Below are 15,751 nucleotides of genomic sequence, written 5' to 3' on the forward strand. Positions count from 1 at the left end.
GAATATGCAACCTGCAATTGCTAAGTATTTGCTTGAATGGGCTGATTTGGGCAGCATGGCGTCGAGTGCTTAGTCCGCTCCGCCTGTTTACCCATCTCACAAGTACAATTTAGCATTCGCAACTCTGACGAGCAATTTTGTGGCACGACGAATTTAATTCGCCAAAACCCCTGCGTGCGCGTAACTCGTTGTTTCTCTAAAAAGGCGAGAATGTGAAAAGGGTCTGAAGCGTTACCTCAGACCCTAACTGCCTAAGCAAGAGGCACGCGAGAATTATGGAGCATTCCACCGCGCCCGGCCGTCACGCGGCGACTCCCAGCGAACACCGGCAGCAGCGCCCAAGGATGTAGCCAAGTCCATCGGATCGCTGGCGGCAGTGTTTCTCGACTTGCCGAAAGGTTGGCCATACAGATAGAGCGGCACGTGAACATCATACTCATGAATTGAACCGTGGGTCGCCGCTACTTCATTCGTCTGCCAAAACGGTTGCGGATGCAAGTATAGATCGCCAAACCGATCGGGATAATAGCTGTTCTGAATCGCCGCACGCAGCTTGTCATCCGCAATCACGGCCACATCCTCCGCCTTCATTGTCACGACCGCCTGCGCGACGCCGGATTGGCGCGCGAGCCAATCAACCGTGGCCGTGGCCACTGTACCCAGATCCAATCCCGCATCCCGCAAATTCCGACGATGCAGAGAAATCGTGGTCATCCCGAATGAGGAGAAAAAGCCGCCTTCAGGAACGACGCCCTCTGTGAATTTCCGAGCCAGAGTGTCATTCAGCGCCGCCTCCATCGCCGCGAAATCAAATCGCCCGCCCATCCCGCGCGGCACCAACGACGATTCGCAGGCCGGGCAAACACCGTGGTCCGCCGTCAACGCCAGCCAGAAATTGTCGCGGCCCAATGTCGTTTCCAGACGCGTCAACAGATCAGCGATCAGACTGTCTGTACGCAGCATCATGTCGAGTATCTCCTGACTCTGCGGTCCAAACGTGTGCCCGCACATATCGTTGCACGAAAAGCTCACCCACAGCAAATCAGGAATCGAGTCGCGGCCCAACTGCTCACTGTCCAGGCACGTCGTAGCGAGTCCATACAAATAGTCGTTGCCCAACGGCGATGTCAGTAGATTGCGGATGTACTTCTTGTCGGGATCAGCCGCGTTGCCGCGCAGCGACTTCGGGAAGGAGTTGCCAAATCCGATCTTTTCACCGCCTTCGTACCAGAGCGTGTCACCGTCGGCGCGCGCATACGTCTGCGGATCGCGCATAAGCTGCCACGTCTTGTCGAAGTAGGCCGACGCATTCCTATTGTAGGTCGCGCACCACGCAGGTAGGCGATCCCCGTAAAAATCGCTCGACTGAAAATGTCCGTTCGTCCAATTGATCCAAAGCGAGAAGTTCGCTGATCTGCCGCCCATCGTGATCGCCGCACGATCCTTTACGGACATGCTGAAGATTTTCGCATCCGGTCCAAACGTTGCGCGCCACGCATCAGATAGACCGTCCCGCTCGAGATTGTCAGGACAACCGGCGGCAACGGTGTCAACAATTCCTGTACTCGTTAGCAGTTTCACGGACGGACAGCCGACGCAATAGATATCCTTACCCGTACTGTCCACCCAGCCATTGGCCACGATGCCGTGATGGACGGGCTTGCAACCCGTGCTGATCGTAGCATGCCCTGGCCCGGTTTCCGTGACCGCATGGCTATACCGGCATTCCGTGTAAAGCACGCCGTCGCGTTCCAGTTTCTTGAATCCACCGTCGCCGAACAGATCGTAATTGTTGTCCAGCAAATAGAGTGGAAGCTGGTCAATAACCACCACAACTGTCAGCGGCGGCGCACTCTGGGCCATGGCCCACATCGGTAAAACCAGCAGACACCCGATTAGAATACGGTTAAACTTCAACATTTGATACACCTTAATTGCGCGACATCCCTCGGCACATTGCTCCAGTGTAAGAACTTCAGTGCAAGGAGTCAAGCGCCCAAAAAAAGGCCGGACTTGCGTCCGGCCTTCTCATGAGGGTTAAGCAGCGTTACTTCAACAGCAACAGCTTCTGAATCTGCGTTCCAAAGCTCGATTCCAAACGCGCGAAATAGACGCCCGTCGCCGTGCCTTCAGCATTCCACGTGAATCGGTGTACACCGGCGGCATACAGACCGTTCGAAATCACGGCCACTTCGCGGCCCGTGATGTCGTAGACACGCAGGCTGAGCCGCGTGTTCTGCGGCAGAGACACGTCGAGCGATGTTGTCGGGTTAAACGGGTTCGGGTAGGCCGGCGACAGCGCGTACACCGTCGGCACCGTGGCCGGGTTGCCCGCGTCCATCCACGTCACGCGGATGGTATCGGTCGGCAGCGATTCGCCGCCGTCGTACCACGCGGTCATCCAATAGGCGTGGCCGTCCTCGCCTTGCGGAATGCGCGTGTGATAGGTCAAGTCCATCATCGTGTCGAGCAGGAATGAATCCAGATACACCGCGTAGACCCAGAAGTCATCCAATCCACCCACACTTGTCGGCGGTTCCCACGCGAGGAACAGCGAGTCGTTCGTGCGAGTAAACGTCACGTTCGATGGCGGATCGAGGCGCCACGCTTCGGCGTCAAGGTCCGTCGTCTGACCGGTCTGTACCGTTCCATAGGCCGGGATGTGCTCATAGCCCGGAATTTGTACGCGCAGCGTGCGCGGTCCGGCGAAAACGTTTGTAAAACTATAGGTGCCGTTGGCGGCAACCTGAGCTGTCGTATTGCCCAACCGCACGCCGTTGGGAACCGGAGCCGTCAGCGGCGGATGCAGCGTGAGCGTGCCGCTCAAGTTGCCCGTCGTCCGCGGACCTGTGCGCGTCGTAAACAGAATCGCCGCACCCTCTTCCACCGTGAAAGCATTCGGGTGGCGCACAGAGTTGTTCACGACTTGCAAGCCGTGCAGTTCGTTCGGGCTTTCAATACCGACCGTCGCGCTGGTCAAGATATCCACCTGATCGTACACGAACATGATCTCGCAATCACCCGTGGGCGTCGGCCAAACCTCCTGATCGTAAATCCGCACCTGCGCGCTCAGGTAGTTGTCCGAGCAGGGCTGGAAGCACAAATTGTCATATTCGATGATCAGCACGCCGTTCGCTTGATCGTAGCGGTACAGAACTCGGGAGTCTACAGGGTTGGTCGCCAGCAGCAGGTTATCCCAGAACACCGCCATCATACCCGCCGGGCCCAGCGCATGCGGAATTCCGGTGTTCGCGTTGCGGCGATCCGGGTCTTCACCTGCCGCGATCCAGCCGTTCTCATTGATCGTAATCGAATCGTAGCTCTGGCCGTAATACTTGAACGGGAACGGCATTTCAAAGAACACCGAAGCGTCCGCGATCGGCGGGAACGACAGTTCCGATGCATTCGTCATCTCATCCCAAATGTACTGCGCCGCCAGCACGTCGTCGTAGCGGTCGAACGCGCGATAGCCCGAAGAATCCGGACCAACGGCCGCTGTGCGCGGCGACTCGAAACGCAGCAGCGCGTTGGTTGTGCCATTGGTTGCCACAAACAGCGAGGTGTCGAACGTCAGGTCCTGGAACGTCAGCACGAAATCGTACGTATTCTGGCCGGGCAGCACGAAGCTGAATTGCCCGTCGGAATTCGTTTCCGTCGCTTCCACCGGAATATTCTGCGGCGTGACCGTTACGTGTTCAAGCGGAATATCGTTGCCGATCAGCACCGTGCCAAGCAGCGTGCCCGAGGGCACCGGAGTCAGCTCGATGTCCACAAACACCGTGTCTGAATCGGCCACCGACATCTGCGACACATACTGGGCAAAGCCAAATGCACTCACCGTGAAAGGCAGAAGCGAATCGGCCGGCAGCGAGATGCGATAGTTGCCCTGCGCATCCGTTATGCGGACGTAGTTGTCGCCGGCCTGCACGCGGGCGCCGCCGATGGGCGCGCCGGTGTTGGCGTTGGTCACCTGGCCGAAAACCCAACCGCGATCCGACGCGATCAGCAGTACCGCCTCATAGGCGTCCACCATACCACGGCCCGACGTGTTGTCGTCGCCGACTGTATTGTAATCAATCGCGGTTTCCAGCAGCACCGACTTGATTTCGCGAGTATCCGCATTGGGATTGGCCTCACGCATCAGCGCGACCACACCCGCGATATGCGGACCGGCCATGGACGTGCCGCTCAATTCACCGTAGCCGCCGCCGGGCATGCATGAGTAGACAAAATCGCCCGGCGCGACGATTTCAGGCTTGAAGGCCGCCGGATCACAATCGCTGGGACCACGGCTGGAAAAGTCCACCACAGGATACGGAGTGTTGGGGAAGCCATTGGCATTCACGGCACCCACAGAGAAAAACGTCACCGAGTCAATCGCGACGTTGGCCGGACTGCGATGCGATGACGGCCCGGGGCCTTCGTTGCCAGCCGAGAAGGTCACAACCGTACCGGCGGCTTCCATAGCCAGAATGGACTCGTTCCAAAACTCAAAGCAATCCGTATAACCCGAGAACATTCCCGAGACGCCCCACGAATTCTGGACCACGTCGGGAACATCGTCCACCGTCGAAGGATCATTGTCGGGATCGGCAAACCACTGGTAGCCCGTCAGCACGTCACTATTGAAGTCCGCGCCGAAGGCGCCGATGGCGTTGCAGGCAATCCACTGCGCCGCCGGAGCCACGCCGACCGTGTCCACTTGCGAACCCGCGCTGCCCGTGCCGCACATGGTTCCCATCGTGTGCGTGCCGTGACCGTTGCCATCCGACGGCGTTGTGCCGCCGCCGCCCAGCACGTTCAACCAGCATTCACCATGTGGATGTTCGTTCCCGCGCCAGCGCGATGAAAGCGCCGGGTGATTGACATCAACACCCGTGTCCATGCCGCCAATCAACGTGCCATCGCCCGTGAAGCCGAGATCATACCACACTTCCGGAGCATGCACTGCCGCCACGCCGTCCGTGAAATCGTCCAACGACTGACGCGGTTCGTGCGAATTGCGCTCAACCGGGCCGATCAAGCCAAGGTCCGGATCCGCTTCGACCCACTGAATCGAGGGATGCTTGACCAGTTCTTCGAGAACACTGCGTTCGCCCATTACGCAAACACAGTTGGCAATCCAGTACGGCGTGAAGCCCTTAATCTGACCGGATGCGCGCAGAGGTTCGAGCGCCGCAACAAACGGCGGCTGCGATTCACGCGCCACACGCTGCAGCTCCTCGACCACGATTTGGTGCCGCTGCTGCCGCGTCGTTCGCATCTCACGCAGCGTAATGTCTATTTCGCGCAGGTCCACGCGTTCCCATAAATGAAAAAGTGCTACCACCTGATCGGTCGCGGCAACTTTGCTCCAACGATCCTGAAGTTCGGGCGACAGTTCGCCCGCCTGCGTACGCGCCAAGCAGATCGTCAGCAACAGCGCGGGTACCAGCCACGTCAATCGTCTCATCGAGCGCCTCCTGAAAGGTAGTTCGTCAATGTATCCAGCCCAAAAGTAAGTAAGCAGAAAATCGCCAACTATTTGTGTCGCAATAGCGCCAGCGTCGGCCCGTCCCAAAAATCGCGCGCCTCGAAACTGGCCTCGGTCGTGTTGTAAACCCAGCGCGGCGCCTTGCCCGGCGGTGTCAGGCTCTGGCCCTTCACCCGGGCCGCCAAGACCTGCACCAAAGCGTCGTCGGGATACTGCTGGAGCGCCGATTGCGCCAGTGCGACGGCCTGTTCCGGGTCGCCGCCCTGCTGCCGCTGCCACCAGGCCCGATGCACTGCCACGCGGCCGTCCGCAGGTTTCAGCAGTTCAGCCTCTTCTATCTGCCGCCCGGCAGCGGCGATCTGACCGGTCAGAATCAACAACCGCGCATATTCCAGCCGCAGTGAGGCTACCCCGTTGCGGCGCAGAATGGCCTGCTGATAGACGGAATCCGCCTCGCCGGCCCGGCCCGACCAGAACAGCGCCTCGGCGTATCCCCGAATCGCCTCGTCATCCGTCCCCTGTGCCGCAAGCACCAATTCGTAATTTACGACAGCTTCAGCAAACTTGCCACAGATAACCTGCCAATTAGCCAATTCCCGCCGGGCCTGAATCTGCTCCGAGCCGCCGGTCTTGTCCACCCCCGTTTGAACGACGGGTAAAAGTCCGGCAAAATCCCCATCCGCGAAGGCCCGAGCCCAGGCCAACTGGCCGTAGGAAGCGGCTTTCTGCGGGAAATTCTTGACCAGTTGCCGGGCATATTCCAGCGCCAGATCGTCCTCGTCCCGGTAGCACGCGATCCGCGAAATCGCCCGCAGCACCACTTCCGACTGGCGGTCCTTCGCCTCCGCCTGGCGCGCGAAGTCCATCGCCGTGTCCAGTTTGCCTTGCTCCGCCTCGTTGTCAGCCGCAGTGATCAGACCCACAGGATAGCAGGCCGCGATATTCGGACCGGACATGTAATGTTCCAGTAGCGCCACGAGCTGCGGATCCAGACTGAGCAGGCGCTCGCGGGTAATCTCCCGCGTATCGTACTGGTTGCGCCGTGGTGAGAAGTACGAGTTCACGCCCTCGGCGAAATACTCCCAGACACTCGAACCCTGATAGCGGCTGACGAAGATCTCCGTGCCCGAAGCATCTTCTGCGCTGGCCTCGTGATATACGTCTTCGATATGCTGCATGTCCTCCGGCGGAAAAACGCCGTGCACCTGGTGCGTCAGTTCATGCAGCACCGTGTTGTAGCGGTTGTAAATCGAGCGCTCGACATCCTCGACGCCAGTCACCGTCGTGAAGCCGCCGCAGCCGCGCACGTCATCCCACAACCGCGAATCATAGCTGATGCGCTGATTGGCAATCGTCTCCAGACCCGGTACCTCGCAGAGCTTCTCATGCAAAGGCTTGATGTAGTGATGACTGCCGCTGGCCACAAGCACGGGAATATACGATTGCCACGGGGCCACAGAGAGTGCGATCTGTTTCCGGTGCCGCTCCGACAGCGACTCCCAATTCAAAATGTACTTTTCAATCTGCGGTACCACCGGCGTCTGCTTGGCGTCGAAGGCAGCTTGATCCTGCGCACGGTAGATGTTCTCACCGAAGCGCATCTGCTCAAGGCACTTGGCCACGCCGTTATGCGCGCGCCCGTAGTCCGGCACCAGTTTGAGAGCTTCCATGAAGTGATCGAGCGCCGCCGCAAATTCGCCGCGCATCCATTCACCCGAACCGTCCACCACGAAGTCGCGCGCGCATAGCGCCGAGCCGTCGCAGCGGAGGTAGGGAGTGGACGCTTCGAGTTCGAGATAGTTCCTACGCGCGTAGCCGTTGCCCAGAAAATAGTGCGCCGACTCGTTGAAGGGATTCCAACGCAGCGCCTCTTCCAACAGATCCACGGCCTCGCCGATCTCACCCAGCTCAATTTTCGTCAGAGCCATCTGGAAGATCACGTTGTCACCCAACTGCTCCGGCGTCCACGCCGTTTCCAGCAGCGCGGCGGCCTCGCCGTACCGCTGCCGCTTATGCAGCACCTTGGACAGACCGATCTTCGCGAGCCGCTGAAACAGCGGATCAGGATTTTCCAGCGTCACGCGAAAAAGCGAATCGGCGCGCGCAAAATCGAGCACTGCCAGAGCGAGTTCGGCCTGCGCCAGCTCGCGGGGATTCGCCATCGTCGCAGACCATGTCTCGAGCGCCGCAAGATTCTCGGTCATCTGATACCAGGCAACGATCGTCTCGTACTTTTCAGGTGAACCCGCAAAATCGAGTTTGTCCGGCGGTGTACTGCGCAGCACGCTCGTTTCAACAGCCCATAGCCCCGGATAATATTTTACCACGCCGCTCGCCCACTCGGGCATCGCCGGCATGCTCCGCGCAGCCAAAATCAGCGCGGCGCGTTCCGTCAGCGTGCCTTGCGCAAATGCAAACAGAGGCATCAGCAGCAACAGCGTGAGCCATCGTGTCATCTTCGTTCTCCGGGATTGGGTGGAGTTATGGCTTGACTCGCAGTAATCGGTAGGGCGGAGCCGCCGTGAGCGGTTCCGTTAACAAGGCCAGATCGTGGTCGAGTGCGGCGTCGGCGCGCTGCAAATTGCGCGAATCCACAAGCACGTGCGTGCAGTGATACTTCACGATCAACTCGCGCCGTTCGTCCGTCGTTGCCGGACCGCTGAAAAACTGCACGACGTCGGCGCGGCGCTGCGCAACTTCGGCGGCCATCAATGGATTGCCCTTCGCTTGGGCGACGAGCCGCGCCTGTGTAACGGCCGGAATGCGCCAGCCCACAGTATCTTCAACCATCACGACACTGTTGTCGTTCAGATAGTCGCGCAAAAACCGGATGTCTTCCCACGGTTCAAGAATATCGCCGCCCGTGCTCTGATAGTGTTCCACCACCGGCTGCCAGTCGCGGTCGAGTTTCTTCACGCGGTAATAGCCCCCGGCCATAAACACCGCGCCGAGTACAAACAGCACCACGCCGCGCTCCAATATCGAACCGAGCCGCAGATCGCTGAACCGCTCCATCAGAAAGAGTCCGATGCAAATGTGTGCGAAGATCGCCCCGTAGAATACGAACCGGCTGCCGATCTGAATATCAAGCGCCCAACTGAATAGATAGATCGCCAGCGCGAGCAGCAGCGCCAGTGTGACTTCGTTGTAGCGGCGGCGCAGCGCATAGTAGGTTGCGACGAATATTCCCAGTATCACCGGCCCGATGCGCAACAACTGCCCGTCAAACAGCCGCACTCTATACCACGCTTCCGTCGAACCGCGAAACAGTACTGTCGGATAATCAAAATAGGGCCACAGCCAGCAGGCCGCCAGCGCCGCGAAGGGCGCCGCTTGCAGCAGCACTGCGGTCTTGAATGGTGCGCGCGCGAACGACCAGGCAAAGCCCATCGCAAAGAGCAGCAGGGCCGTGATGGGATGCGACCAAAATGCCAGGACGCCCAACACAATGTACAGCCCCAACCCGCGCCGTGAACCGGACGATAAATAGCGGTTCAATTCCGCCAATCCATGAAAACACAGACCGTAGGTGAACGTTCCGGCGTACGACATCGTGGCGAAGAACTGCTCAAATTGATAGCCATTAGCTTCTCCCCAGCCGCGGCCCCAACCCACCAGCATCACCGGGATAATCCAAAGCGGAGCGCGCGGATCAGGCGTAATTGTCCGGATCACGCGGTGCAAGCCCGTGAAAAAGAGCAACGCGTTTACCAGACTCGCCAGCGCGGCCGTCGTGAAGAGCGGCAGATCGAACAGCCGCTCGACGATGCCCCACAGCACAGTATACGGTGTGAAGCGCGGCGACGTTTCACCAGGCAGGTCGAGCAGCGGATTGCGCGGATCGAGCGGAGACTCGGAGATCGCATCCATCGCCGCAATCGTCTCCCACATATCCGCCTGCGGTCCCCACAGCGGCACAATAGTATAAATAAGCGCGACCACCAGGATCGCGCTATACAGAATTCGCTGTGCGATCCGCACGTTCACCGACATCCGCTATGCTCCCGCCGCGTTGTTAGACACGCGCGGCGATTTCTTGAACAGCGGCGAACTCGACAGGCCCCACTGTGCAAACTTGAACTTGAACATCACCTGTAGTGTCTGCAAGCCATACTTCGAGCTGCGGCGGAAATTGATCGAAGAGGCTTCGTCAAAATAGCGCGTCGGAATCGGCACATCGCCGATGCGGAACCCATGATAGACCGCCTGCGCCAAAAATTCCGAGTCAAACACGAAATCGTCGGAATTGGCCTGGTAGTTGATTGTCTCAATCACTTCACGCGCATAGGCGCGGAACCCCGTGTGCAGGTCGCCCGCGTTCTGGCCCAGCATCACGTTCTCAAATATCGTCAGCGCGCGGTTCGAGAAGTACTTGTACTTCGGCATGCCGCCCTCGAGCGTTTCGCGCCGCGAACGAATGCGCGAACCGAGAATCATGTCCACCGTGCCAGTTCCAAGCAGACTCACGACCGCCGGAGTGATGCGCCCATCATATTGGTAGTCCGGATGAATCATAACAACTACGTCTGCTCCCGATGCCAGCGCCGCATCGTAGCACGTCTTCTGATTCCCGCCGTAGCCCTTGTTCTTCTCGTGCGCAATCACGGTGATGCCCAGCGACTTGGCGACCTCAACCGTGTTGTCCTTCGAGCAGTCGTCCACGAGAATGAACTCATGTACCGTGCCCGCCGGTATGGACTTGAGTGTCCGCTCTATCGTGAGCGCGGCATTGTAGGCCGGCATCACGCAGACTACTTTCTTGATGTTGCGTTCGGGGCGTTCCCGAAATTCGTCTAAGCGGACAAATCCCATAGGTTCTTCTTAAAGGTGCAGGGCTCGGTTTTCCGTCGCCGCCAGACAGGCTTCGCGCATCGCCTCGGTAAAAGTCGGATGCGCGTGCGACATGCGGGCAATATCTTCGGCACTGGCCCGGAACTCCATGGCCTCCACCGCTTCGGCTATCATATCGGCGGCGCGCGCACCGAACATATGAACACCGAGAATCTCATCAGTCTGCTTATCAGCAAGTACCTTCACAACGCCTTCGCTCTCATGCGCGGCGCGCGCCCGGCCCAGGGCCTTGTAGGGAAAGCTGCCCGCCTTGTAGGCGCGGCCCGATTGCTTCAGCTCTTCTTCCGTATAGCCCACGCCCGCAACCTCCGGCCACGTGTAAACCACCCACGGAATCGTGCGATAGTTGATGTGCGGCTGCTGTCCGGCCAACCGTTCCGCGACAAATACGCCTTCCTCTTCAGCCTTGTGAGCAAGCATCGCGCCACCAATGACGTCGCCTATCGCATAAATGCCCGGATGCGCCGTTTCAAGGTGCTCGTTGACCTTGATGAATCCGCGCCCATCGGTCGAAACCTTGACGCTGTCGAGCCCCAGATTTTCCGTGTACGGCTTGCGGCCCACGGCCATCATGCAATAGTCGCCCGTCAATTCGACGTCGTCGCCGCCCGGCGTTTCCGCCGTGACCTTGACTTTCTTGCCCTTCGTATCCACAGCTTTGACCTTATGGCCAAGGTACAGTTCAATCCCAATATTCTTGAGCGACTTGCCCAACTCCTTGCCCATCGTCGCGTCCATCGTGGGTATCGCCGAATTCAGGAATTCCACGATGCGCACTTTTGTGCCCAGTCGCGCATACACTGAACCCATCTCGCAGCCGATTACACCCGCGCCAATGATCACAAGCTCTTTAGGCACGCTCTTCAGTGCCAGCGCTTCCGTGGAAGAGATAATCTTCTGCTTGTCAATCCGCGCGAACGGCAGATCGGCGGGCTTCGAACCTGTGGCGATAATTACATGCGCGGCGCCGATCTCCTGATGACTGCCGTCCGCTTGAGTGATGCGGATCGCATCCGCACCGGCAAACGAGCCGTGGCCGTAGAACACGTCAATCTTGTTCTTCTTCATCAGGTATGCGACGCCCTTCGTGTTTTCCGACACCACCGAGTCCTTTCGGCCCCGCATCGTGTCCCACTCGAGCTTCAAACCCGGCACGCCGATGCCGTGCGCCTCAAAATGCGTTCGCGCGTTATAAAAATGTTCCGATGAGTCGAGCAGCGCCTTGGACGGAATACAGCCCACGTTCAAACACGTGCCGCCGAGCGTCGGGTAGCGCTCGATAATCGCCGTCTTCAGCTTCAACTGCGCGGCGCGAATCGCCGCAACATAGCCGCCCGGCCCCGAACCGATCACAACAAGATCGTACTTCATAATTTGATTTGTATGTACCGCGCACTAAACTTGCAGCAGCATGCGCACCGGATTTTCCAACGATTCCTTGACGCGCACCAGAAAACCGACCGACTCGCGACCGTCAATGATGCGGTGGTCGTAACTCATCGCCACGTACATCATGGGGCGAATCACCACCTGACCGTTCAGCGCAACCGGCCGCTCTTCGATCTTATGCATGCCCAAAATCGCGCTCTGCGGCGGATTTAAGATCGGCGTAGACATCAGCGAACCGAATACTCCGCCGTTCGAAATCGTGTACGTGCCGCCCGTCATTTCATCCAGCGTCAACTGATTGGTGCGCGCGCGCGCCGCCAACCGTTCAATTTCCATTTCAATTTCCGCAAGCGTCAGACTCTCAGCGTTGCGAATCACTGGCACCACGAGACCTTTGGGCGCCTGCACGGCCACGCCCATGTCCACGTAATCGTGGTAGACAATCTCGTCCCCCTCAATCGAGGCGTTCACCGCCGGGAAATAGCGCAGGGCCTCGGTCACGGCTTTTGTGAAGAACGACATGAAACCCAATTTCACTCCATGCTGCTGCTCAAACTTCTCCTTGAAGTCCTTACGCAACTGCATCAAATTAGACATGTCCACTTCATTGAACGTCGTGAGCATCGCGGTTGTCTGACGCACGCTGACGAGGCGTTCCGCCACCTTCTGACGCAGTGGTGACATCTTTTCACGGCGCTCGATCCGCTCGCCCGAATAGGCCACCTTGGCGACCTGCGGCGGCATGTGGGACGGAGCGGCCTTCGCTTGCGGCGCGGGAATTGATACTGCAGGCGCGGCGACGACTGGTGCGGTCACCGGCGCCGGCGCACTCTGACCCGTCGCAACTGCGCGCAGCGCGTCACCCTTTGTGATGCGCCCCGCGCGGCCGCTGCCATTGGCAACATCCTGTGCCAACTTGCCGGCTTCACGCAATATCTTGTCGGCCGCGGGCGACGCGATTTTCATCGCCGCACTCGCAGATGCCGGAGCCTCTGGTGCGGCAGCCTGCGGCGCGGGAACAGGCGCGCTTGCCTGCGGTGCGGCGCCAGCCGACGCCGTTTCATCAATCGTGCAAGCCAGTGAACCGACCTTGATCGTCGTGCCCACGGGTATGATTATCTTCAACACACCGTTGGCTTCAGCCGAGACCGACAGCGTGGCCTTCTCGGATTCGATTTCAAACAGCTCTTCGCCGCTCTGCACATACGCGCCGTCGGCTTTCAGCCAATTCGAAATCGTGACTTCGCTTACGGATTCGCCCGGACTCGGGACTTTGACTTCGATCATCTGACTTTCTTCGGTTAAATCTCAAACACGCGCTCGACCAACGCCGCGAGTTCCTTGTCATGCAAATCCGGGAAGCCGACCGACGGCGCGCAGAACTCGGGCCGCGAAAGCACCTTCAACGGCGCAAAATCAAACTTGCGATGCAAGAACGGCCAGCAGCCTTGATTCTCCGGTTCTTCCTGCGCCCACACGAATTCGGCCTGAGGATAGCGCGCGATCAATTCCTTTAGTTGAGGCTCCGGCAACGGGAAAATCTGTTCGAGCCGCACCAGCGCCACGTCCTTGCGATCGGCGTCGCGCTGCTTCTTGATCAGCTCATAGTAGAATTTGCCCATGCACAGCACCACGCGCTTGACCTGCTTAGGATTCGTCCAAACGTCGTCAAGCAATTCCTGATAGCTCTTGCCCGGACCAAAATCTTCGATGGGACTGACGCACAGCGGATGGCGCAGCGGACTTTTGGGAGTCAGTACAATCAGCGGTGTGCGGAACGGGCGGTGCAGCTGGCGGCGCAGGACATGGAACATGTTCGCGGGCGACGTGCCCGCCACGACCTGCATATTCACTCCCGCGCACATTTCCAGGAACCGCTCCACGCGGCACGACGAATGCTCGGGGCCTTGTCCTTCCGAACCGTGCGGCAGCAGCAAGACCATCCCGTTGGCGCGGCGCCACTTCTGCTCGGCGGCCGATATAAACTGGTCCGTCACAATCTGCGCGCCGTTCGAGAAGTCGCCGAACTGCGCCTCCCACAACACCAGCGATTGCGGAGCGGCCATCGCGTATCCGTATTCAAACGCCATCACGCCGTATTCCGACAAGATCGAATTCCACACCTCAAAGCGCGCCTGCTTCGGACTGATGTGCTGAAGCGGGTAGTACTCTACGTCAGAATCCTCAACGCGCACCATCGCATGGCGGTGCGAGAATGTGCCGCGCTTGGAGTCCTGTCCCGCCAGCCGCACGTTGTGGCCCTCTTCGCAGAGCGTGGCGTAGGCCAACAGCTCACCCATCGCCCAATCAAACCGCCCCTCGCTAATCATCTTGCGGCGGTCCGCGAAGATGCGCTCAACCTTGTTGAAGAACTTCTTATCTTCCGGCAGCGCTGTAATCGCCTGCGCGATCCGCTTAAGCTCTTTTAATTCGACGCCCGTCGCAGGTGACTTCAGGAAATCATCATGCGTCGCAAAGCGCAGACCTTCCCACTTGTCCTTCAGTGAACTCGGGGCCATGGTCTCTGAGACTTCCTTGGCCGTCTTGAAATCGCCGTCAAGCCGGGCGCGGAACTTCTGCTCGATCTCTTTCGATTCACCCGCGGGAATGGAACCCTCATCGGCCAACTTCTGCGCGTAGATCTGCATCGGATCTGGATGCGCGGCGATGGCCTTGTAGAGCACCGGTTGCGTGAAACGCGGTTCGTCGCCTTCGTTGTGCCCGTGCTTGCGATAGCCCAGAATGTCAATGAAGACGTCGCGCTGGAACTCCTGCCGGAATTCAAGCGCCAACTCCACCGTGTAAATCACCGCTTCCACATCGTCGCCATTCACGTGGAAAACCGGCGACAACGTCGTCTTACCGACGTCCGTGCAATAAGTGCTCGACCGCGCCTCGATGTAGTTCGTCGTGAAACCGACCTGATTGTTCAACACGATATGCAGCGAGCCGCCAACCCGGGCACTGTCCACCTGCGACATCTGCAATAGCTCATACACGATCCCCTGCCCGGCGACCGCGGCGTCGCCGTGTACCAGAACCGGCAGCACCTTGTGATAGTCGCCGCCGTGCCGCAAGTCCGCTTTGGCGCGGCAGACGCCCGCCACCACCGGATTAATCGCTTCGAGATGAGATGGATTGGGCATCACGGCCAAATGCACCGGATGGCCGCCGCGAGTTCGCTTGTCCACGGAGTGCCCGAGGTGATACTTCACGTCACCCGAGAACAGCGCGTCCGTGTATTGCTTGCCTTCAAACTCGTTGAAGATGTGCCGATAGTCCTTGTCCAGCACATTCGTCAAAATGTTCAGACGGCCCCGGTGCGCCATGCCGATCACGAAATCATATATGCCCAACTGCGCGCCGTGCTCGACGATCGCATCCATGGCGGGCACAAACGTCTCCAGACCTTCGCTCGAAAAGCGCTTCTGCCCGACAAACCGCTGGTGCAGGAATTTCTCAAGTATGACGGCCTGCGTCAACAGGGACAGTGTGTGGCGCTTCTGATCAATCGCGAACGGCCGGCGGTTGCGCGAATGCTCCATGCGGTCCTGCAGCCACTCGATAACCTTCGGATCGCGCATGTACACGAACTCCGCGCCGACCGAATGACAATACGTCTCATCCAGCAGTCGTATAATCTCGCGCAGCGTCGCCGGACCAAGACCCACGCGGCGACCCGCTTGAAAAGTCGTCTCCAGATCGCCTTCGGTCAAACCAAAATTCTCAAGTGTGAGCTTGCCGCTGTAGTCACGGCGCTTGCGAACCGGATTGGTCTTTGTGAACAGATGACCACGCTGCCGATAGGCGCCGATCAGGTTGATGACCTTGAATTCCTTCTCGAATTCTTCAGGTGCCTGTGCCGGAGTGTGCCCGTTGAGCGATCGCGCAAACTCGAAGCCCTCGAAAAAGCGCCGCCAACCTTGATCCAAGGCGTCCGGAGATTGGCGATACTTCTCGTAAATATCGTCAATCACCGCGGGATCCGCATTCACCAGAAAGGAGAGGTCTGCCATGTGGTTATCTTGTGAGTCTGCC

Annotated in this window: 8 protein-coding genes; all 8 read right to left on the reverse strand. The window is 58.9% G+C overall.

Features of this window, described 5'->3' with window-relative positions; genetic code table 11:
* Positions 1-273: 273 nt before the first annotated feature.
* Positions 274-1,920, reverse strand: coding sequence for an alkaline phosphatase family protein (locus IPH10_00195; GenBank protein ID MBK6909348.1), 1,647 nt, complete (start codon positions 1,918-1,920; stop codon positions 274-276).
* Positions 1,921-2,047: 127 nt separating this feature from the next.
* Positions 2,048-5,452 carry a S8 family serine peptidase gene (locus tag IPH10_00200; GenBank protein ID MBK6909349.1) on the reverse strand — a complete coding sequence of 1,135 codons (3,405 nt, stop codon included), beginning with the start codon at positions 5,450-5,452 and terminating at the stop codon, positions 2,048-2,050.
* A gap of 68 nt (positions 5,453-5,520) precedes the next feature.
* A complete protein-coding gene (locus IPH10_00205) occupies positions 5,521-7,929 on the reverse strand; it encodes a tetratricopeptide repeat protein (protein ID MBK6909350.1) in 2,409 nt (802 codons plus the stop codon).
* Positions 7,930-7,954: 25 nt separating this feature from the next.
* Positions 7,955-9,466: a hypothetical protein gene (locus IPH10_00210; GenBank protein ID MBK6909351.1), complete on the reverse strand. Its 1,512-nt coding sequence runs from the start codon at positions 9,464-9,466 to the stop codon at positions 7,955-7,957.
* A 3-nt stretch (positions 9,467-9,469) separates the two neighbouring features.
* On the reverse strand, positions 9,470-10,216 hold the full coding sequence (locus IPH10_00215; GenBank protein MBK6909352.1) for a glycosyltransferase family 2 protein: 747 nt from the start codon (positions 10,214-10,216) through the stop codon (positions 9,470-9,472).
* A gap of 78 nt (positions 10,217-10,294) precedes the next feature.
* Positions 10,295-11,695 carry a dihydrolipoyl dehydrogenase gene (gene lpdA / locus IPH10_00220; protein MBK6909353.1) on the reverse strand — a complete coding sequence of 467 codons (1,401 nt, stop codon included), beginning with the start codon at positions 11,693-11,695 and terminating at the stop codon, positions 10,295-10,297.
* A 24-nt stretch (positions 11,696-11,719) separates the two neighbouring features.
* Positions 11,720-13,000, reverse strand: coding sequence for a 2-oxoglutarate dehydrogenase complex dihydrolipoyllysine-residue succinyltransferase (gene odhB / locus IPH10_00225; protein ID MBK6909354.1), 1,281 nt, complete (start codon positions 12,998-13,000; stop codon positions 11,720-11,722).
* A gap of 14 nt (positions 13,001-13,014) precedes the next feature.
* Entirely contained in the window at positions 13,015-15,729 is a 2,715-nt protein-coding gene (locus IPH10_00230) for a 2-oxoglutarate dehydrogenase E1 component (protein MBK6909355.1), read from the reverse strand.
* Positions 15,730-15,751: the final 22 nt, after the last annotated feature.

The organism is bacterium, assembly GCA_016702305.1.
Lineage (GTDB): Bacteria > Electryoneota > RPQS01 > RPQS01 > RPQS01 > JABWCQ01.